The 19351-nt window shown below is 70.3% G+C and carries 17 protein-coding genes and 1 pseudogene; 2 read left to right on the forward strand and 16 right to left on the reverse strand.

Annotation, left to right across the window (positions count from 1 at the left end):
• Positions 1-43 precede the first annotated feature (43 nt).
• The gene (gene ccrA / locus Q7L65_RS07160) at positions 44-1285 is read left to right on the forward strand and encodes a crotonyl-CoA carboxylase/reductase (protein ID WP_370552524.1); all 1242 of its coding nucleotides are present in this window, start codon (positions 44-46) and stop codon (positions 1283-1285) included.
• 110 nt (positions 1286-1395) lie between these two features.
• On the opposite strand, the gene Q7L65_RS07165 is transcribed toward ccrA, so the two are convergent.
• A complete protein-coding gene (locus Q7L65_RS07165) occupies positions 1396-2280 on the reverse strand; it encodes a cyclase family protein (protein ID WP_304719810.1) in 885 nt (294 codons plus the stop codon).
• A 62-nt stretch (positions 2281-2342) separates the two neighbouring features.
• Here Q7L65_RS07165 and Q7L65_RS07170 point away from each other — a divergent pair, with 62 nt between their 5' ends.
• Complete coding sequence (locus Q7L65_RS07170; protein WP_304719813.1) at positions 2343-2681, forward strand: helix-turn-helix transcriptional regulator; 339 nt, start codon at positions 2343-2345, stop codon at positions 2679-2681.
• 10 nt (positions 2682-2691) lie between these two features.
• Here the strand turns inward: Q7L65_RS07170 and Q7L65_RS07175 are convergent, their stop codons facing one another.
• The 15 genes and pseudogenes from Q7L65_RS07175 to hydA form a co-directional block, all read right to left on the reverse strand.
• Positions 2692-3501: an enoyl-CoA hydratase/isomerase family protein gene (locus Q7L65_RS07175; RefSeq protein ID WP_304719815.1), complete on the reverse strand. Its 810-nt coding sequence runs from the start codon at positions 3499-3501 to the stop codon at positions 2692-2694.
• Positions 3498-5633, reverse strand: coding sequence for an acetate--CoA ligase family protein (locus tag Q7L65_RS07180; RefSeq protein ID WP_304719817.1), 2136 nt, complete (start codon positions 5631-5633; stop codon positions 3498-3500). The genes Q7L65_RS07175 and Q7L65_RS07180 overlap by 4 nt, the downstream gene beginning before the upstream one ends.
• Positions 5633-6412, reverse strand: a complete 780-nt coding sequence (locus tag Q7L65_RS07185; protein ID WP_304719819.1) for an urea carboxylase-associated family protein — start codon at positions 6410-6412, stop codon at positions 5633-5635. Before Q7L65_RS07185 ends, Q7L65_RS07180 begins: the two co-directional genes overlap by 1 nt.
• Positions 6409-7344: an urea carboxylase-associated family protein gene (locus Q7L65_RS07190; protein WP_304719821.1), complete on the reverse strand. Its 936-nt coding sequence runs from the start codon at positions 7342-7344 to the stop codon at positions 6409-6411. The genes Q7L65_RS07185 and Q7L65_RS07190 overlap by 4 nt, the downstream gene beginning before the upstream one ends.
• Positions 7345-7379: 35 nt before the next feature.
• A complete protein-coding gene (locus Q7L65_RS07195) occupies positions 7380-8285 on the reverse strand; it encodes a mycofactocin-coupled SDR family oxidoreductase (RefSeq protein ID WP_304719823.1) in 906 nt (301 codons plus the stop codon).
• A 42-nt stretch (positions 8286-8327) separates the two neighbouring features.
• Positions 8328-9377, reverse strand: a complete 1050-nt coding sequence (locus Q7L65_RS07200; RefSeq protein ID WP_304719825.1) for an alpha-ketoacid dehydrogenase subunit beta — start codon at positions 9375-9377, stop codon at positions 8328-8330.
• Positions 9374-10393, reverse strand: coding sequence for a thiamine pyrophosphate-dependent dehydrogenase E1 component subunit alpha (locus Q7L65_RS07205; RefSeq protein ID WP_304719827.1), 1020 nt, complete (start codon positions 10391-10393; stop codon positions 9374-9376). The genes Q7L65_RS07200 and Q7L65_RS07205 overlap by 4 nt, the downstream gene beginning before the upstream one ends.
• A 227-nt stretch (positions 10394-10620) precedes the next feature.
• Positions 10621-11649, reverse strand: a complete 1029-nt coding sequence (locus tag Q7L65_RS07210; protein WP_304719829.1) for a LacI family DNA-binding transcriptional regulator — start codon at positions 11647-11649, stop codon at positions 10621-10623.
• Positions 11646-12356, reverse strand: a pseudogene (locus Q7L65_RS07215) (nucleotidyltransferase family protein); the annotation flags it as partial. The pseudogene Q7L65_RS07215 and the gene Q7L65_RS07210, both read right to left, overlap by 4 nt.
• Positions 12357-12383: 27 nt before the next feature.
• Complete coding sequence (locus Q7L65_RS07220; RefSeq protein ID WP_304719834.1) at positions 12384-13361, reverse strand: metallophosphoesterase; 978 nt, start codon at positions 13359-13361, stop codon at positions 12384-12386.
• Complete coding sequence (locus tag Q7L65_RS07225) at positions 13358-14968, reverse strand: APC family permease (RefSeq protein ID WP_304719836.1); 1611 nt, start codon at positions 14966-14968, stop codon at positions 13358-13360. The genes Q7L65_RS07220 and Q7L65_RS07225 overlap by 4 nt, the downstream gene beginning before the upstream one ends.
• A gap of 4 nt (positions 14969-14972) precedes the next feature.
• Positions 14973-15818 carry an urea carboxylase-associated family protein gene (locus Q7L65_RS07230; protein WP_304719838.1) on the reverse strand — a complete coding sequence of 282 codons (846 nt, stop codon included), beginning with the start codon at positions 15816-15818 and terminating at the stop codon, positions 14973-14975.
• Positions 15815-16750, reverse strand: coding sequence for an urea carboxylase-associated family protein (locus Q7L65_RS07235; RefSeq protein ID WP_304719841.1), 936 nt, complete (start codon positions 16748-16750; stop codon positions 15815-15817). The genes Q7L65_RS07230 and Q7L65_RS07235 overlap by 4 nt, the downstream gene beginning before the upstream one ends.
• On the reverse strand, positions 16747-17568 hold the full coding sequence (locus Q7L65_RS07240) for a mycofactocin-coupled SDR family oxidoreductase (protein WP_304719843.1): 822 nt from the start codon (positions 17566-17568) through the stop codon (positions 16747-16749). Before Q7L65_RS07240 ends, Q7L65_RS07235 begins: the two co-directional genes overlap by 4 nt.
• On the reverse strand, positions 17565-18986 hold the full coding sequence (hydA, locus tag Q7L65_RS07245) for a dihydropyrimidinase (protein WP_304719845.1): 1422 nt from the start codon (positions 18984-18986) through the stop codon (positions 17565-17567). The genes Q7L65_RS07240 and hydA overlap by 4 nt, the downstream gene beginning before the upstream one ends.
• Positions 18987-19351: the final 365 nt, after the last annotated feature.

A 19351-nucleotide genomic window follows, 5' to 3' on the forward strand; every position in this document is an offset into this window, starting at 1 on the left:
TCAGTCGCATAGAACTATGACTATCGAACGTTAGGACCGTCAATTGACTGCTTCGAGCACCCTCCCGGTCGGACAACTGCCGAGCCTCGGAGAGGTCCCAAACCGCATGTACGCGCAGGTGATCCGGCAGGATCGCTTCGGCGACCCGCGCACCGCCTTCCAGGTCGAACAGGTTGACGTCCCCGCTCCGGGCGCCGACGAGGTCCTCGTCGCCGTCATGGCGGCGGGCATCAATTACAACAACGTCTGGGCAGCTCGCGGCCTGCCGGTGGACGTGATCGGCCTGCGGCAGCGCGCCGGCGAGCCGCACGACTTCCACATCGGCGGCAGCGACGCGTCCGGCATCGTGTACGCCGTCGGTGACGAGGTGACGTCGGTCGCGGTCGGTGACGAGGTCGTCGTCCATCCGGGCTGCTGGGACCCGGCGGACGCCTGGGTGGCGGCGGGGCGAGACCCGATGCTCGCGCCGTCGGCACGCATCTGGGGTTACGACACCAATTTCGGGTCTTTCGCTCAGTTCACGTTGGCTCAGGAACACCAGATCCTGCCGAAGGCGCCCCACCTCACCTGGGAGGAGGCCGCCGCGTCGACGCTCGTGGGCACGACCGCCTACCGGATGCTCCACGGCTGGGCGGGCAACGAGCTGCACGAGGGAGACGGCGTCCTCGTCTGGGGCGGCTCCGGCGGCGTCGGGGTCCAGGCGATCCAGCTCGTCCGGGCCGCGGGCGCCACGGCCGTCGCCGTCGTGTCCGACGACGAGCGCGGGCGCTACGCAGTCGACCACGGCGCCGTCGGATACATCGACCGCACCGAGTTCTCGCACTGGGGAGTGGCCCCTCACTGGCAGGACGACACGCGGCAGACGGCGTGGCAGAAGGAGGCGCGAGCGTTCAAGCGACGCGTCCGCGACCTGCTCGGCCGCGATCCCGCGATCGTCGTCGAGCACCCCGGCGAGGCGACGCTCCCGACCAGCGCCTTCGTCTGCGCACGGGGCGGGATGGTCGTGATCTGCGCCGGCACGACCGGGTACAGCGCGACGCTGGACCTGCGTCACCAGTGGGTCATGCAGAAGCGGCTGCAGGGAGCTCACGGCACCAACGACGAGCAGGCCCGCGCGTACAACCGGCTCCTGCTGGAGCGGCGGATCGACCCAGCCGTCGGCGAGGTCCTGCCGTTCGAGGGGATCCCCGCGGCACATGCGGACATGGGCGCCGGCGTCGCTGTGTTCGGGAACCGCGTCGCACTCGTCGGCGCGCCGGAGCCGGGCCTCGGAGCGGCGTCGTAGCGGGGCGTCCGCGAGCCCGGCGCCGGGGTCTGCCCATCCACGAGCAGACCCCGGCGAGGCTCCTGCGAGGGCGCGGTGACCGCGTCGATCCGGCACTCCGCGCCCTCCCTTCAGCGCTCCAGCGCGATCGCGATCGGCCGCAACGGCGCAGCCGTCGCCCCGCGCAGCTTGAGCGGGAGCGCCACGAAGAGGAACTCGTGAACGCCCGCCTCCGACAGCTCGTCCAATGCCAGGTTCTCGATGATCGGGATGCCCCGCTCGTAGAGCAGGAAGGTGTGCACCGGCACCGCGTCATCCGGTTCAGGCGACGGCTGCAACTCCAGCGCGGCGTTGTCCGCCCCGATCGCGGCCGCCCCGCGTTCGGCGAGCCACTCGGCGCCGGCCCGCGTGAGACCGGGCTGGGCGCCGAGATAGAACGGCTGGCGCCAGTTGCGCATCCACCCTGTCCGCAGCAGGACCACGTCCCCCGCTTCGATCCCCACGCCGGCGCGGGCGAGCCCCGTCTCCAGCTCCTCCGGCCCGACGCCGCGGGTTCGCTCGAGCGTGCCGCCGGGCGCGAGGTCGACGAGCACTCCTCGCATCACCAGCGGCGGCAGGTGCTGTGCGCCGAGCTGTGCGACCTCGCGCGAGCCGAGCACGTCGTCGATCTCCACCCCGCCCCAGAACCTGCCGTCGCGACCGACGTGGTTGAGGCAGTCGATGTGGGTGCCGGCGTGCGTGGGCATCGTGAAGCAGTCGCTGAGGTAGGCGCGTCCGGCGCGCGCCCAGCCCTCCTGCGGCTGGTCGACCCTTCCGGCCGCCGGCGTCATCGTCATCCACCGCAGGAACGGCGGATCCCCGGACTCGCTCCAGGTCGGGATGCCCTCGGCCAGCTCGACGGCGAGGTCGAAGATCCCGCGGGAGAGGTCCGCCCGGCGCACGAGCGGCTGGACCGCGGACAGATCGACGTCCGCGAGCCGGCCGACGTGCCGGGCCCGGTCACCGCGGCCGTTCAACACGACGTCCCTTCGATCGGCTGCTTGATGGACAGCCCAATGCCGATGCTACGCTTTCAAATGTGTCCATCAATGCCCCCCACCTGAGCGGACGCGCGACGGCGTCCGTGGTCGAGCCGGAACCCACCGAGGAGGATTATCGTGTCCTCTTCGACGCGCTCCGCGAGCCGCTGCGCATCGACATGATCCGGCAGATCGGCAACGTCGACGAACTCCCGTGTACTGCCCTTGATGACAGTCTGCCGATCACCAGATCGACGATCTCTTATCATATTAAGGTGCTCAATCACGCGCACCTGATCGATGTCCGCAAGGAGGGGCGCAACTACCACTACAGCTTGCGTCGCGCCCATCTGGACCGGCTCGTTCCAGGCTTCCTCGAACGCATAACGACGGGTTGAGATTCGCGGCCTATTCATAGGCCGCGAACTGCTCCCGGCGCCATTTCAGCGCAGCGGCAAGACCACGCTCGCTCTTCATGCGATGGAAGTCGGCGTACTCCGGCGTCTGCGTGGAGTCGGCGATGACGCAGGCCTGCATCGCCGACCGCATCGCGGTGCCGAAGCCCATCGCCTCATAGGTCTCGTTGATCGCCCGCTTGTTCCATTGCAGCGTCGTCAGTGATACGCGGGCGATGCGCTTGGCCGTCTTCATCACCTCGGCATGCAGCGCGTCCTTCGGGAAGACCCTATTAACCAAGCCGACGCGCAGAGCGGCCGTCGCGTCGATCATGTCGCCGCTGTAGATCAGCTCACGGCTGATCGGCCCGATCACCCACGGCATCGCCAGCGTCGCGACGCCCGCAGAGAAGCGCGTCTCGATGACGGCGAACCTCGCGTCGTCTGAGCAGTAGCGGATGTCGCACATCTGCGCGAACTCCAGCCCTCCAGCCAGGCAGTAGCCGTCGATCATCGCAATCACCGGCTTGCTGCAGTTCCACGCGCAGTAGGTGAACCGCAGATCGCCGCGCAGGCGATCCGCATAGAAGTCGATCGACGGCACCTCTTCGTCGCCGACGAGGTCGTAACCGGAGGAGAACGCCTTGCCGCCCGCCCCGGTGACGACGACGACGCGCACGTCCTCGTCCGCGTCGGCAGCGGCCACCGCACGCTCGATCTCATCGCACAGCTCGAGGCTGAGCGCGTTCATCTTGTCCGGCCGGTTCAGGGTGATCAGCGCGGTCCGGTCGTCGGTCTCGTACAGCAGGTGCTGGTAACTCATCGGTTCTCTCCACTTTCGATTTCAGTCGCGCGCTCGACCACGATGTCGACCGCCACCGCCCCCTGCCCCTGCGGCAGGACCATGAGCGGATTGATCTCCATCGCGGAGATTCGGCCTTGCGCCGCGACGGCGAGTCGCGAGAAGCCGACGACGGCCGCGACGGCCGCGGCGACGTCGGCGCGCGGTGCGCCGCGTACGCCCTGCAGCAGCTTCCAGGCGGCAGTCTCACGCAGCATCTCCTCGGCCAGCTCCGGCCCGACCGGCCCGAGCCGGACCGCGACCTCGGCCGCGAGCTCGACGAGGACGCCGCCGGCGCCCACCACGAGCAGCACGCCGAAGACCGGGTCGACGCGCGCGCCGACGATCAGCTCCACGGCGGGCCCGACCATCCGCTGCACGACCAGGCCCGCGCCCTCGTGCCCGGCCACGCGACGGAGGATCTCCTGTCCGGCCTCCAGCACGGCATCGTGCGAGTCGAGGCCGAGCGCCACCGCGTCCAGCTCGGTCTTGTGCAGGAGCGTCGGAGCCGTGCCCTTCAAGACGACCGGGAAGCCGATGCGCGCCGCGGCAGCAGCCGCGGCCTCCGGCGTCGTCGCGGTCGCCATCGCCGGCACGGCCAGTCCGGCCTGCGCGAGCACGGCGAAGCGCTCTGCGTCCGTCGCGGACCACAGACGCTCGACGCCCGCGAGATCCCGGCGAGCCGTCTCGGCGGGCGCGACGGATCTCCGGCCCCTCGCCCACGTGGCCAGCGCCGCCACCGCCGGCGCCATCCCGTTGAGGACCGCCGTCCCGGCTCGCTCGAGCGCCAGCACGCTCTCGTCCAGGCCGCTGCCCGCGACGTTGTTGACGAGCACCAGAGCGGCGTCGGTGCGTCGTGCCGTGTCAGCGAAGGTCGCTACGACCCCACGCGCGAAGTCGTTGTCGATCTGCATCGTCGGCGGCATGTCGAAGAAGGCCGCGACCGTCCCGATCTCGGGATCGGCGACCAGCGCGTCGACGATGCCGCTGAATCCGTCGAGGTCGAATCCCAGTCCGAAGACGTCGAGCGGGTTGTTGAGCGACGTCACCGCCGAGACGATCGGCGTCAGCGCCGCCTCGGTCCGCTCACTGAACTGCGGCAGGTCCAGCGCTGCCGCTTCGCCAAGGTCGGCGAGCAGGCCGGCCTGCCCGCCCGAGAGCGTCATGCCGACTGCGGACGGTCGGCGCGGACCGGCGGGGAAGCGCTTGAACAGCGTCGCCAGTGCGATCAGCTCGTCGACGTCCCGAGCCTGGGCCACGCCCCAGCGGTCCAGGAAGGCGTCGCATGCGGCTGCGTCGCCGGCCAGCGCACCGGTGTGCGCCGCGACCATCGCCGTGCCGCGCTGTGAGCGACCGACCTTGAGCGCGACCACGGGAACGCCGAGCTCGCTCGCGCGCGCGAGCGAGCGAGCGACGTGGCGCGGGTCGCGGATCGTCTCGATGAACAGCACGACCAGGTCGACGTCCCCATCGTCCAGCACCGCGTCGAGATAGTGCCCAAGCCCGAGGACCGCTTCGTTGCCCGCCGTGATCACGTGCGACAGGCCGCGCGGGCCGAGCGCCTGCGCCAGCGCCAGCGAGGAGGAGCCGCTGTGCGTGACGATCGCCGTGCGTCCCTCGACCGCGGCGGGCGGCAGCGGCGCCGCCCACAGCGCGGCGTGACTGCGATAGCTGATCAGGCCCAGGTTGTTGGGTCCGCACACCGCCATCCCAGCCGCGCGCGCAGCGTCGACGACGCGCCGCTGGAGGGCCGCGCCCTCCGCGCCGGCGTCCGCGTAACCGCCGCCGTTGACGAACGCGGCGCTGACGCCGAGCGCGGCCGCTTGCTCGATCAGCTCCGGCCCGGCGCTGGCCGGCACGGCGAGGAACGCGCAGTCGGGCACCTCCGGCAGATCCGCCAGCGACGGGTGACACGCCAGGCCGCAGACCTCGCGGTAGCGCGGGTTGACCGGGTACAGCGAGCCGTCGAAGCCGAATGCGCGGAGGTTCTCGACGACGACGGTGCCGAGCGCGTCGGTCCGTTCCGACGCGCCGACGACGGCGACCGAGCGCGGCGCCAGCAGCGCCCGCGCTGCGACGGGCGTCAGTTCGTCCACGACTTCGTCGCGGACCATCACTCCTCCGGCGGCCAGGCCGGGGGACGCGTCGCGGTGTCGAGCACCGTCACGCCGATCGGATGCACCGGCACGAGCGGTCCCGACTCGCTCCACGACTCGCGCAGGCCGTCCGACCCGGAGCCGTTGGGGCAGAGCGACACCGAGACGACGAGGTCGATCTCAGCGTAGAACTCGATGTGGTCCCCGCGCCGCGCGTCGCTCTCCTCGACCATCGCGGAGCCGGTGTATGGGTCGTACGCGCCCTTCTGGAACAGGTTCACGTTGTCGTGGATCGCGTGCTGGCTGAGGCCCAGCATCGCGTAGCCGTAGCGGAGGTTGTCGTAGCACGGCCGATGGTGGACGCCGGCGTGCAGATGCCAGAGGTGCGGGTTGCAGTGCGCGCCGTAGGCGAAGTGGTCGCGCGTGCCGCGCACGTTCTCCTGGACGCGCACCGAGTCGGCGATGCAGGTCGCGATCGGCCGGCTGCGCGGCGGCGTGCCCCAGAGTCGGATGCCGCGCGTGATCTTGCCGCCCTCGATCGTCATCTGCGCGCCGCTGAAGAAGTGCTCGGTCGGGTCGTCGGCGTTGGCCATGCACACGTCGAGGATCTGCGGCGCCTCCAGCATGGTGAGTCGGAACGCCTGCCCCGCCGCCACACGGAAGCCGTAGCCGGTGTGGTCGGTCACCGTCTCGCTGACGACCGTGAACTGGTCGCGCGATCCGATCAGGCGGTCGTAGAACGGCTGATCGATCGGATAGGTCGCGCGCGTGAGGGTCGAGCCGTCGGCAGCGCTCATGCGGTGGTCTCCTTGCCTTCGCGGCGGACGCGATAGTCGATCCCGGCCGTCGTCACCGGCTCGCGGCTGCGCACCCCGTGCTCGTCGAGGTAGAGCGACAGGTCGGGATACGAGAGCCCGGGGTACGGCCATGGCAGCGGGGCGGCCAGGCGCTCCCCGACGTGCACGTCGACGCGGCGCGGGGCGGGCAGCCCCGGCGTCGAGGCGGGCCGCGCTCCGTCGATGTACGGGCTCAGCGCCAGCGCGACCGTGAGGTCGATCTCCGCGAACAGCGTCACGCGGTCGCCCGCGACCGCATCCGAGGGCAGGATCTCGACCCGCATCGGACGCACGTCGACGGTCGCCTTCTGGAAGAGGCAGAGGTTCTCCAGCAACAGCGACGGGGACGCCCCGCGCGCCGAGAGCTGCTCGGCCAACTGCTGCCAGGTGGTGCGCACGCTCTCGTCTCCGCCGCCGAAGCGCCAGTCCGCCGGCGTCCCCGACCCGCCGAAGTAGAGGTGGTGCTGCCCGAACGGCCCGCGCGGGTCCGCGCAGACCGTGTCCTCCAAGAAGGTGAGCATCGGGCGATTGCGCGCCATCGTGCTCCAGATGCGATTGCCCACAGTCGGGAAGAGCCCGTCGCGCAGCACCGACATGTGCCACATCCGCTCGTCGGGATCGTGCGGATTGAACGCGAACAGGTTCACGATCTGCGGTCCCTCGACGAGCTCGATCGTGATCGTCTCCCCGGCTCGCAGGTCGACCGTCGCGCCCGACAGGTCGTCGAGCGTGACGGTCGAGCTGCGCGAAGCCGTCGCCAGCGCGGCGATCAGCTCGTCGTAGAAGCTCCGGTCCAGCGGCGTCGGCACGAGGTGCGGTGACGCCGCAAGCAGGTCGCTGTGGTCGGCCTGCGACGGCGCTCGACCGGCGGGGCTGTGCTGTTGGTTGCTCACGAAGCTCGCTTTCGTCGCCGAGGACCGGGGCCGCGCTAACCGACCGTGACGCCGTCGTTGGGGTACGGGCCGACCGCGATGCGCTCGTCGTGGATCGGGGTGTGGTTGAACCCGGGCAGGATGCTGTGCCCCGCGTCGACGACCAGTTCGGTGCCGGTGATGTGCTGGGACTCGGCAGACGCGAAGAACAGCGCCGCGTCGGCGATCGCGGCGGCCGGCAGCGCTGCGCGGCCGCGCAGGACATGCCAGTTGCGCGTGGCCGCCACGTAGTCCTCGGTCGTCGCATCCGAGCGCCCGAAGACCCACTCGCGCGTCGCCGGGTTGTCGCCCATCTTGTCGTGCACGACGCTGGGAAGGATCGCGTTGACGCGGATGTTGTGCGGGCCCAGCTCGAAGGCGAAGCTGCGCATCAGCCCGATCACGCCGTGCTTGGCGGCGGCGTAGTGCGCGAGGTCCGGACCGGTCTCCTTGCCCATCACCGAAGAGGTCAGGATCGCCGCGCCCTCGCCGCGCTCGATCATGTGCGGCGCGACGGCCTTGACCGTGTGCCAGACGCCCGTGAGGTTGGTGTCGATGACCTCCTGCCACATCTCCTCGGGCATCTCCCAGAACGGCAGGAAGCTGTGGACGCCGGCGCTCGCGCAGACGATGTCGATGTGACCCAGCTCGTCGATGCCTCTTTCGACCACGCGATCCAGCTGCTCCTGGCTGCGGACGTCGGCGACCTCCGCCACGCAGCGACGCCCGAGCGCTTCGACGCGGCTGCGCGTCTCGGCCAGATCCGCGCTGGTGGAGAGCGGATACGGCACGGTCTCGGCGTCGCTGCAGATGTCGCAGATGACGACGTCGGCGCCCTCGGACGCGAACTTCAGCGCCATCGCGCGACCCTGACCGCGCGCGCCGCCGGTGATGAACGCAACGTTGCCCTTCAAACGATCCATGAGATCTCCGATGTCTTGGCTGGGGATGGAATGCGAACTGGCTCAGGCCGCGCCGACGAGCTCACGGACGGCTGCGGCCACCGCGTCCGGACCTGGAAGCGAAGCGGCTTCGAGCACGCGGCTGTACGGGATCGGGCGATCGGCCCGCGCGAGGCGGCGCGGCGGCGCCTTCAACGCGACCGCTCCGCTCTCGACGACGCGGGCGACGATCTCCCCGCTGGCACCGAAGCTGCGGTAGTCCTCGTCGAGCACCAGCAGGCGCCCGGTCTTGGCGACCGACTCGAGGATGGCGTCGGTGTCGAGCGGCACGAGGGTGCGCGGATCGAGCACCTCGGCCTCGATGCCCTCCTCGGCGAGGACGTCCGCGGCGAGCACCGCCGTGTGCGTCATCAACGAGAACGCCACGATCGTCACGTCGCTGCCGCGGCGGCGGACCGCCGCTCTGCCGAACTCGACTTCGTACGGCTCGCGCGCGACCGCCGGGTTGCGCAGCGCGTCGTCGGGGTCCCCGGGCAGCCCGCTCTCGCCGAGCAGCGCGCGATGGACCATGTAGAGAACCGGGTCGTCGTCCCGGATCGCCGAGATCAGCATGCCCTTGGCGTCGTGGGAGGTCGCCGGCAGCGCGACCTTCAGCCCGGGGATGTGCGCGAACATGCCGTGCAGCGTCTGGCCGTGGGTGGCTCCCTGTCGCAGCGGGTTGCCGGCCGAGGTGATGAGCGTCAGCGGGACTCGCCGCGTTCCCGCCGAGGAGTAATGGACCTTGGCGACGTAGTTGGCGATCTGGTCCATCGCGACGCCGAAGAAGTCCACGATCATCAGTTCGGCGATCGGTCGCATCCCCGCGACGGCCGCGCCCGCGGCGGCGCCGATGAAGCCGGCTTCGGAGATCGGCGTGTCGCGCACGCGCGCGGCGCCGAAGCGCTCGCGCAGGCCCGCGTACTGACCGTAGATGCCGCCGAACCCGACGACGTCCTCGCCCAACAGCATCGTGCGTTCGTCACGCTCCATCTCGGCGAGCATCGCCTCCCGGATCGCCTCGACCTGCGTGATCGCCCGGGCCGCGACAGACGCGGGGCCGCCGACCCCGCTCATCGGGCGCTCCCGGCAGCGACCGGCGAGCGCGACTCGACGAACACGTGACGAGCTGCGTCCTGCACCGGCGGATAAGGACTGTCGCGCGCGAACGCGAACGCGTCGGCGATCTCGGCGTCGACCGCATCCTGGATCGCGTGCCGGCGCTGCTCGTCCAAGGCGCCCGCGTCCAGAAGCTCGCGCTCGAAGCGCATGAGCGCGTCGCGCTGACGAACCGCGTCGAGCTCAGCCGCGTCGCGATACTGCTGCCTGTCGCCCTCGAAGCCGCCGCGGATCCGATCGGTCTCGACCTCGAGCAACGTCGGACCCTCGCCCGCACGCGCGCGTGAGATCGCTGCCGCGGCCGCCGCCGAGATCGCCATCGGGTCGTTGCCGGCGACGTGCACGCCGGGCAGTCCGTAGCCGACGGCGCGCTCGGCGATCCGCGGCACGGCGGCGCTGGACGCCACCGGGACGCTGAGCGCGTAGCCGTTGTTCTCCACCACGAAGACCACCGGCAGCTTCCACAGGCTCGCGAGGTTGAGCGCCTCGTGGAAGGTGCCCTGGTTGGAGGCGCCCTCGCCGAGGCACACCATCGCCACCGCGTCGCGGCCCTGCGTCTGCGCCGCGAGCGCGTGGCCGGCGGCGACGGGCAGCAGCTGAGCCATGATCACCGAGGTCTCGAAGTTGACGGTCGTGTCGTGCAGGCTGAAGTCGCCGCCCTTGCCGCGGTTGGTGCCGTCGACCCGGCCGAACAGCTCGGCGACCAGCCGCCGCAGCGAGACGCCTTTGGCCAGCGCCACGTGGTGCGAGCGGTGCGTCGAGCCGAGGTAGTCGTCGGCGCGCAGGTGCAGGATCCCGGCCGCGACCGGCTCCTGGCCGACCGCGCTCTCGAGATTGCCCTGCAGCTCGGCCTCCGCGCTGGCGATCGGGTCGTCGAAGACGCGCAGGCGATCGCCGCCCGCCGCGGCGATGCGGCGGCGCATGTCCTGAAAGAGGTCGGCCAGCGCCAGCTCAAAGCGGCGGATGCGGACCATGCACGCATAGACCTCCAGACTGAAATCGCCATCCGACACACCTTCGGGGCGATCGGCGAGCGTCTGCCCCGGCGGTTGCGTACTTCGATCTCTACTCAACGCTGGCGTCCTCGTCCGAGCTACTAATAACGTTCTTAGTACACAATGTTAACCATCCGGTGACGAGCTTTCAAGGGCGATTTCAGACAGTCGGCGGGGGGACGCGGGTCGTGCGGGCCGCCTCCCGCTCAGCTCGCATCCGCGGGAGGCGGCCCGCACGACCCGCGCACGGCGAGGTGCGCGTCGAGCACGATCCGGCGGGGCCCCGTGGGGCCCCTGCCCGCGATCCGATCCAGCAGCAGCCGCATGCCGATCGCCCCCTGCTCGCTGCGCGGTCGCTCGACCGTCGTCGGCGCGGGGTGCATCAGCTCAGACCAATCGATCGGATCGAAGCCGATGAAGGCGACGTCGCCCGGGATCCTGACCTTCAGGTCGTGCATGTACTTGAGCGCACCGAGCGACATCATGTTGTTGACGGAGAAGATCGCCGTCGCCGGCCGATCGCGGGAGAGCAGACGCGCGGCGGCCTGGTAGCCGGACGCAGCGCTGAAGTCGCCGTACTCGACGTACGACTCGTCGAGCTCCAGGCCCGCCGCGTCCAGCGCGCTGACGAATCCGTCGTGACGTTGCTTGCCCGGCGACGTGGTCATCGGGCCTCCGATGATGCCGATCCGCTTGTGCCCCAGCTGCAGCAGGTAATCGCCGGCCAGGCGCGCGCCCCCGAAGTCGTCCACCACGACGACGTCGAATGGATGCGGATGACCGATCGGCTCGAACTCCAGCAGCACGGTCGGCTGACCGGTCGCGCGCAGCGCCTCGACCACCTCGGGCTCGGAGGCCGCTGCGCAGATGAAGCCGTCGATGCGGCTGCCGAGGTCGGCGATCGTCTCGGGCAGGCGTTCGCTGGATCCGGCGAGGTAGAGCTTGTACTCGCTGGTGCCGCCGACCGACTGGATGCCGCGCACCACCGATGCGAGATACGGATTGGTGATGTCCGCGACGACGACCCCGATCGCGTGCGTCACACGCGAGCGCAATCCGCGCGCGATCTCGTTGGGCCGGTAGTTGAGCTGCTCGATCGCGGCTGCGATCTCATCCGGTCGTCGGACCGGGAGTCTGCGGACGTAGCGTGACACCGTGGAGACGGAGACACCGGCGAGGCGGGCGACGTCGCCGAGTCTCGGGATGCCGTCGTTGCCGGCGGTCGGCGCGGTCACCCGCCCACCTCCTCGGGGATGTCGTACCAGCGCTTGCGCTCTCCGATGCGGGCGCGCAGCCTGAATCTGCGTGTTCGCGGCGCGGCCTCCACGGCCTCCAGGATGCGGTCGGCCCGCGGCCGCACCGCCGGCGCTGTCGCGGCGACCGTCTCCAGGGAGTTCGTGAAGGTGCGCCACAGCCCCCAGTCGTTGCCGAGCAGGCGACCGAGGTAGTCGACGTTCACCACATCGCCCTCCGTGCTCCCGCACTCGTGCGCCGTCAGCAGCAGGGCGACGTCCTGGGCGTCCTTCTCGTTGAGCTCCACGACCTGCAGCTTGGTCAGCAGCAGGTCGGTGACGGTGATCGTCGGGGTGTCCAGTTCGATGCGCTCGACGAGCGGGATCTCGTGGCACATCTCGAAGCGGTCGACGAAGACGTCGAGCTTCCCCGCGGGCCCGTGGAAGACCAGCCGTCGGTCGCCGTTGAGCGCGTTGAACTGGCGCTCGCCCTCGAACCCGTGCGCCTCCAGCACCTGCGTCAGCGTCTTCGTGGAGCGGCGCGCCGCGATCAGGTCGAGATCGCTGAACGCGCGATGCGGCGCATCGCCGCGGCCGCTGTGCAGCGCGATCGCTGCGCCGCCGATGAGGCGCACCGCGGCCCCGGCGGCGCGGCAGCTCTCGACGATCTCCACACCCTCGGCCACCTGGGCCGCAGCATCAGCCATGACGCACCGCCTCGCACGCCGGTGGCCCTGTCATCCCTGCGTCAGCTGCCATCGCAGCACCTCCCCCTGTCGGTCGATCTCGATGATGGCTCCGCGCAGCGCGCCGACCGGATAGTCGGAACCGGGGTTCACGCACAGCGTCCGTCCGAGCTGGTCGCCCGCGGCGCATTCGTGCACGTGGCCGTGCAGGCCGACGGCAGGCTGCCAGCGCTCGATCACCTCGCGCGTGCCGCTCGAGCCGACCGGCCCCAGCTCCACGCCGCCGTCACCGCCGACGATCGGCCGCATCAGCTCGTCCAGCAGCGGAGCCCGGTCGAGCTTGGTGTCGTGCGGCGGGCAGTGCACGTTGAGGACCACCCGCCGCGGGTCGGCGACTTCTCTCAGCCGCTCCTCCAGGCGACGGGTGATCTCCGTCTCCGTGAGTTCGCGAGGCGTTCTCCATGGCGTCGGGTTCGAGTAGCCGAGCGAGACGAGTTGGCAGCCGTCGGGCAGCGCATGGATGCCGTCCTCCGCGTATCGGATCGCGTCGGCCTCGCGCAGCACCTCCTCGAACACCGTGTAGTCGTCGTTGCCGAGCATCATGTAGGCGGGGTAGCCGTCCGGCAGCCGCTCGGCCGCGAGCTCGGTCCAGCGTCTCAGGCTGTCGCGCATCGCGGCCTCGAAGCGCGTCTTCAGCAGCTCGGGATCCGCGTCCATCGCCGCCTGTTCGTCGGCCTGGACGACGAGGTCGTACAGACCCATCATCCGAATCTTGCGCTGCAGCTCGGCGAGCTCGCCTGCCGTGCTCGCCGTTTCGCTGACGCCGCGCACGACGGCCGTCCAGCTGGAGCCGTGGTCGATGATCGGCACCAGCCCCTTGCCGGTGACGTCCCCGCCGAGGATCAGCACATCGGCCTCGTACGCCTCGCGCGCGTTCAGCCACTTGCGGAAGCACTGCTCCGACCCGTGCACGTCGGTCGCGAAGAAGATGCGCATGCCGCGCTCGCGGCGTCGCTTGAAGAGGGTCATTCGGGCGGCAGCTCCCGTCCGACGAGCGCGAGGTCGACGCCCCGGCTCTTGTTGATCGCATAGGCGATCGGATAGAACACCAGCGAGATGGTCAGCACGATGGCGGTGGCGATGAAACCAGTCGAGTTGTTCACGCCGAGCGCATCCTGCGAGACCAGAGAGTAGAACACGAACAGGTAGACGGCGAGCGCGAAGCCGCCGACGAGCGTGATCGCCGGCAGGCCCGCGATCTTGCCGCGCACTGCCGAGGACGCGTACAGCGAGCGGCGCCGGAACGGGAACGCGATCGCCGCGATCGCCGTGACGATGAACGAGATCGTCGTGCCCAGGATGATCGCTCCGAACGCCGCGCTGAAGGTCGGGCTCCCCCACACGAGAAAGATCAGGTAGAGGATCGAGACGACCGTCACGATGATCGGCGTGACCACCGGCGTGCCCGTTCGCGGGCTGACCTCCGCGACCTTCTCCGGCAGCATCCGGTCGAACGACCACGCGAACAGGTTGCGGGTCGCGAACAGCGCCGTCGCCAGGATCGTGGAGATCGGCGCGGCGAAGTAGGCGATCGCGAGGATCGTCAGGACGATCTTGGAGTGCGTCACGAGCGTGACGAAGTAGAAGAACGACGCCCCCTGGCCGAGCGTGTAGCCGGGGTCGCCGCTCCCGCTCAGATGCGAGGCCGAGCCGATGAACTCGAAGCCGATCACGCGGCTGCAGAGAGCGAAGGCCACGATCACCATCGCGCCCACCAAGAGCGAGGCTATGAGCGGGCCCAGGATGCCCGTCCGACGCGGCGTGCGCACCTCCCCGCCCGTGTAGGCGCCCGCCACCGTGTAGGCGAGCGCCAGGTAGAGCGGCGGGATCGCCAGCAGCGACGCCCACAACGAGTAGTCGCCGCTCCCGAATCCGGCCGCTTGACCGGCCGCGACGATCGCGTCATAGCTTCCCCCCGCCTGGGCCACGCCGGAGACGAAGTCGCCGCGATCGGAGAACAGCAGCGCCAGGATGGCCACGAGCAGACCGGCCACGGTGACGAAGAAGAAGACGGCGTTCACCTTCATCGCTCGTCGCATCGAGACGGTGGCGGCGAGCAGGCCCGCGCCCAGCAGCACCGCCACGCCGATCGCGAAGGTCCAGCCCTTCTGCGAGATCGTGACCGACCAGCCGGCGATCGTGTCCGAGCCGAAGGCCGTGCCGAGCGTCGCGAAGGCGGTCGGCAGGGCGTCCTGCGCGACGAGGAAGGCGAGGAAGCCGTTCGCGAGCACGAACCAAGTGGTCGCGTTGGCGTTGACCGCGAGACCGACCCACGGGTGGAACGTCCGACCAACCCACACGTAGTCGCCACCGGACCGCGGGATCGCCGCTGTGAAGACGCCGTACAGGAGCACTGGAAAGAGGCACAGGACGCACGCGATGACCGCCGTGACCAGCGGGTTGGCGTCGCTGAAAGCGCCCGCGATCTGGGTCAGCGCGAGCACCGACCACATCACTCCGACCGTCGTGACGTTGAAGAAGACGCTCGACCGCAGCGAGATCGAGCGGACCAGACCCGTGGCCTTGCGCTCGTACAGGCTCGGAGCGGGCCCGTCGGCGGGGTCTGCTGGTGACACGTGGCTACTCACGATTCACTTCCTTCGTGGTCGCGGCGCGGTGCGCCGTCGTGACAGGCCGGGACGTGCGGGAGATGTCGGTCGGCGGCCATCGCAGCGGGGTGCTGCCGGTGTCGAGGATCGAGACGCGGATCGGGTGGACCGGGACGGTCGGCCCGCTTTCGCTCCAGGAACCGCGCAGCGCGTCCGAGCCGGCGCCGTTGGGGCACAGCGACACCGACACGATCAGGTCGATCTCGGCGAAGAACTCGATGTGGTCGCCGCGCACCGAGTCGCTCTCCTCGACCAGGTGGGCGCCGGTCCAGGGGTCGTACGCGCCCTTCTGGAAGAGGTTGACGTTGTCGTGGACCGCGTACTGGTCGAGACCCATCTGCGCAAAGCCGTAGCGGAGGTTGTCGTAGCAGGGCCGGTGGTGCACCCCGGCGTACAGGTGCCAGAGGTGCGCGTTGCAGTGCGCGCCGTAGGCGTAATGGTCGCGCGTTGCGCGCGGGTTCTCGCGCGGACGGACGGTGTCGGCGATGCAGGTCGCCAGCGGCCGGCTGCGCGGCGGCGTGCCCCACAGCCGGATGCCGCGTGTGACCTTGCCGCCCTCGTTGGACATCTGCGCGGCGCTGAAGAAGCGCTCGCGCGGATCGTCGCCGTTGACCATGCAGACGTCGAGGATCTGCGCGCCCTCCAGCAGCGTCAGGCGCCACGCCTGCCCCGCCCGCACGCGGAAGCCGTAGCCCGTCTCCTCGGTGTCGTGCTCGCTGACCAGCGCGAACGAGGACCGGCGCCGGTAGAGGTCGTCATAGAAGGCGGAGTCGAAGGGGTATTCGGCCCGCTCGAGCACCGCTTCGCCGATGGTCACGCGTGCTCCTTCTCGGTCGGGTTCAGGCGATAGTCGATTCCCGGCGTCGGGACGACCTCGCGGGTGCGCACGCCGCGCTCGTCGAGGTAGCGCGAGAGGTCGGGATAGGAGATGTCGGGGTGGGGCCAACCGAGCGGCTCGGCGATTCTGCCTCCCACGCGGATCGCGACCGGCCGGGGCTGCGGGAGGCCGGGCGCCGAAGCCGGTCGCGTGCCGTCGACGTAGGGACTCAGCGCCAGCAGGACGACGAGGTCGATCTCCGCGAACAGCGTGACCACGTCGCCGGCCCGAGCATCCGAGGGCAGGATCTGGACGCGCTGGGCGTTGCGCTCGATCGTCGACTTCTGGAACAGGCAGACGTGCTCGATCAGGATCGATGGGTCCAGGCCGCGGTCCTCCAGCGCACCGGCGAACTGCTCCCATGTCGTCCGCACGCCGTCGGGTCCACCGGCGAAGCGCCATTCGGCCGGCGTGCCCGAGCCGCCGAAGTAGATGTGGTGCTGGCCGAACGGGCCGCGCGGATCGGTCACGACCGTGTCCCGCAGCACGGTCAGCAGCGGGCGCGACCGCGCCATCGTCCCGTAGATTCGCGTCAGCCTGCGCATCCAGAGGCCCTCGCGCAGAACCGTCTGGTGCCAGATGCGCTCATCGGGGTCGGCGCGGTTGAAGGCGAACATGTTCACGATCTGCGGGCCTTCGAGCAGCTCGATCGAGATCGTCTCGCCCGCGGCGACCTCGATCGCGGCGCCGCTGAGATCGTCGAGCGTGGTCTGCCAGCGAGTCGGCGCCCCGTCGAGCGCCGCGATCGCGCGCTCGTAGAAGCGCAGGTCGATCGGCGTCGGGACGAGCTGCGGAGATCTCCCGAGCAGGGCGTTGGCGGCTGCGACCGGCGGATGCATCGGCTCCTCCTGCTTCGCTGACGTGCCGCTCATCGGACGAGGTTCCCCGCGTCGACGGGCAGCGAGATCCCGGTGACGTGCCTGGCCGAGGGCGATACGAGCCACAGCAGCGCATCGCTGACGTCGGAGGGGTCGAGCATCTCGACGTCGAGCAGGTTGCGCAGATCGATGCCGGCGGCCTCGATCGTGGCGAATGCCCGCGGCATCACGTCGTTCTCGACCATCGCCGTGCGCACGGCCGTCGGATGGAGCGCGTTGACGCGGATCCCGTGCGCAGCCAGCTCGATCGCGAGCGTGCGGACGAGCCCCACGAGTCCGTGCTTGGCGACGTTGTAGTGCGCGACCCCGGGAACGCCGCGCAGCCCGTTGACCGACGAGATCAGCACGATCGCGCCGCCGTCGCCGTCCAGCATGTGCGGGATCGCCGCGACGCAGGTCTTCCACACGCCGCTGAGGTTGACGTCCAGCATCACGTCCCACTGCCGCTCGGTCAGCTCCCAGGTGTTGGGAGCGTGGCTGTAGACGCCGGCGTTGCCGACGACGACGTCGATGCGGCCCAGCTCGCTCGCGGTGCGGGACGCGAACTCCCGCATCGCGTCGAGGTCGCGCACGTCCGCGACCGCTGCGAGGCACCGGCGGCCGGCCCCCTCGACCAGGCTGACGGTCTCGGCCAGCTCGCCGGGGGTGGCGAGCGGATACTCGATCGTGTCGATCGGGCCGGCGATGTCGCAGATCGCCACGTCGGCACCGGCCTTCGCCAGCGTGAGCGCGTGCGAGCGCCCCTGACCGCGGGCGCCGCCGGTGATGAGCGCGACGCGCCCCTCGAGCGGCTGTCTCGCCTCGGCGCTCATCGCGCCACCTCCGCGGCGACCCGCGCTGGTGTCGCTCCGAGCATCGGCGCACCGCGCTTCACGAACCGCCCCGTCCCGGGCTCGGCGACCAGCTCACGGTTGCGGACCACCGGGATGCCGCGCACCAGGACGGTCTCGGGAGCGCCGGTCACCTGCATGCCGTCGAAGACCGACGTGTCGCAGCGGGTGCGCATCGACTCCGGACCGATCGAGAGCCTCAGCTCGGGATCGAAGATCACGAGGTCGGCGTCGGCGCCGACGGCGATCGTGCCCTTGCGCGGGTACAGGCCGAACAGCTTCGCCGGACGCGTCGAGAGCAGCCCGACCATCTCGTTGAGGCTGATGCGGCCGCCGCGGACGCCCAGCTCGTGGACGACGAGCAGACGCTCTTCGACGCCCGCCGCCCCGTTGGGAATCTTCGAGAAGTCGCCGCGACCCAGCTCACGCTGCTCGAAGCTGAACGGAGCATGGTCGGATGCGATCACCGAGAGCGTGCCCGCGCGGATCGCGTCCCAGAGCCTGTCGTGCTCGCTGCGATCGCGCGCGGGCGGGCTGAAGACGTAGCGGGCCGCCGCGAAGTCGTCGGTCGCGAAGACGCTGTCGTCGACCACCAGGTAATGGGTGCAGGTCTCGCCCCACACCGCCTGGCCGCGCCGCTGGGCCGCGGCGATCTCCGCCGCCGCCTCCCCGCAGGAGACGTGTACGACGTACAGCGGCGCGCCGGCGAGCTCGGCGAGCCGCACCGCGCGCGCGGTCGCCTCGACCTCCACGAGCGGCGGCCGCGTGAGCAGATGGTGGCGTGGGCTCACGTCCCCGGCCGCGACCGCGCGCCGCACGAGCAGGTCGACGACGTCGCCGTTCTCGCAGTGCGTCATCACGAGCGAGCCGGACTCCGCGGCGACCTCCATCGTCTGCAGGAGGCCGGCGTCGTCGACCATGAAGGAGCCCTTGTAGGCCATGAACACCTTGAAGCTCGTGATGCCCCGACCCGGCAGCTCGCGCAGTTCGTCGATGCGCGCGGGAGACGACAGGTCGGTCACCGCGACGTGGAAGCCGACGTCGACGACCGGCGGCGCGACGCGCAGCTTCTCGAACCAGGCGTCGAGCGCCTCGGGGATCGACTGCCCCGGCTGCTGCATGCAGAAGTCGACGTGGCAGGTGGTTCCGCCGAAGGCGGCCGCGACGGTGCCGCTGGTGAAGTCGTCGCAGGTGAACGTCGGCCCGAACGGCATGTCCATGTGCGTGTGGGGATCCACGCAGCCGGGCAGCACCAGGCGCTCCGCCGCCTCGACCACCTCCGTCCCGGCAGGCGGCTCGATCTTGCGTCCGATGGCGACGATGCGACCCTCGTCGACGAGGATGTCGGCGACGTAGTCGTCGACCTCGGTGATGATGCGGCCGCCGCGAACCAGAACCATGGTCGGCGTCCTCACGTCCGCCGCGGGAGGTCGCGCCCCCCCTTGCGACAGATCGCGGCGGCGAGGCGCTCGGGCCAGGTCGGCGGCGTGCCTCGGGGCGGTGCCGCGCCGTGCCCGCGGTCGCGTGTGGCGACGGGTGCGCCTTGATCGTTGAGCTTGCGCATGGATGCGAACCTCCGGCTCGGGCGGCGATGCGTCACGGCGTGCCAGGTGAGCTGACAACCTCTCGCACCGGTACTAATAACGTTGTCGTTTTGGACACTCTCACATGACTTTGCCCGTTGTCAATGCCTCCCCAACTCGCGCTCTGCATACCCGGCGCGCCGCCCATAGTCAGTCAACTTATCCCTTTGTACAAGGACTTT

Origin of the sequence: Conexibacter sp. CPCC 206217 (assembly GCF_030646165.1) — a bacterium.
In the GTDB taxonomy this organism is placed as follows: Bacteria; Actinomycetota; Thermoleophilia; order Solirubrobacterales; family Solirubrobacteraceae; genus Conexibacter.

Excerpts from the sequence above, each read along its gene's own strand:
- Q7L65_RS07200 (WP_304719825.1), bottom strand. The coding sequence starts at position 9,377 with ATGAGCGGGGTCGGCGGCCCCGCGTCTGTCGCGGCCCGGGCGATCACG.
- hydA (WP_304719845.1), bottom strand. The coding sequence starts at position 18,986 with ATGGTTCTGGTTCGCGGCGGCCGCATCATCACCGAGGTCGACGACTAC.
- Q7L65_RS07220 (WP_304719834.1), bottom strand. The coding sequence starts at position 13,361 with ATGACCCTCTTCAAGCGACGCCGCGAGCGCGGCATGCGCATCTTCTTC.
- Q7L65_RS07175 (WP_304719815.1), bottom strand. The coding sequence starts at position 3,501 with ATGAGTTACCAGCACCTGCTGTACGAGACCGACGACCGGACCGCGCTG.
- Q7L65_RS07195 (WP_304719823.1), bottom strand. The coding sequence starts at position 8,285 with ATGGATCGTTTGAAGGGCAACGTTGCGTTCATCACCGGCGGCGCGCGC.
- Q7L65_RS07205 (WP_304719827.1), bottom strand. The coding sequence starts at position 10,393 with ATGGTCCGCATCCGCCGCTTTGAGCTGGCGCTGGCCGACCTCTTTCAG.
- Q7L65_RS07180 (WP_304719817.1), bottom strand. The coding sequence starts at position 5,633 with ATGGTCCGCGACGAAGTCGTGGACGAACTGACGCCCGTCGCAGCGCGG.
- Q7L65_RS07235 (WP_304719841.1), bottom strand. The coding sequence starts at position 16,750 with ATGAGCGGCACGTCAGCGAAGCAGGAGGAGCCGATGCATCCGCCGGTC.
- Q7L65_RS07240 (WP_304719843.1), bottom strand. The coding sequence starts at position 17,568 with ATGAGCGCCGAGGCGAGACAGCCGCTCGAGGGGCGCGTCGCGCTCATC.
- Q7L65_RS07185 (WP_304719819.1), bottom strand. The coding sequence starts at position 6,412 with ATGAGCGCTGCCGACGGCTCGACCCTCACGCGCGCGACCTATCCGATC.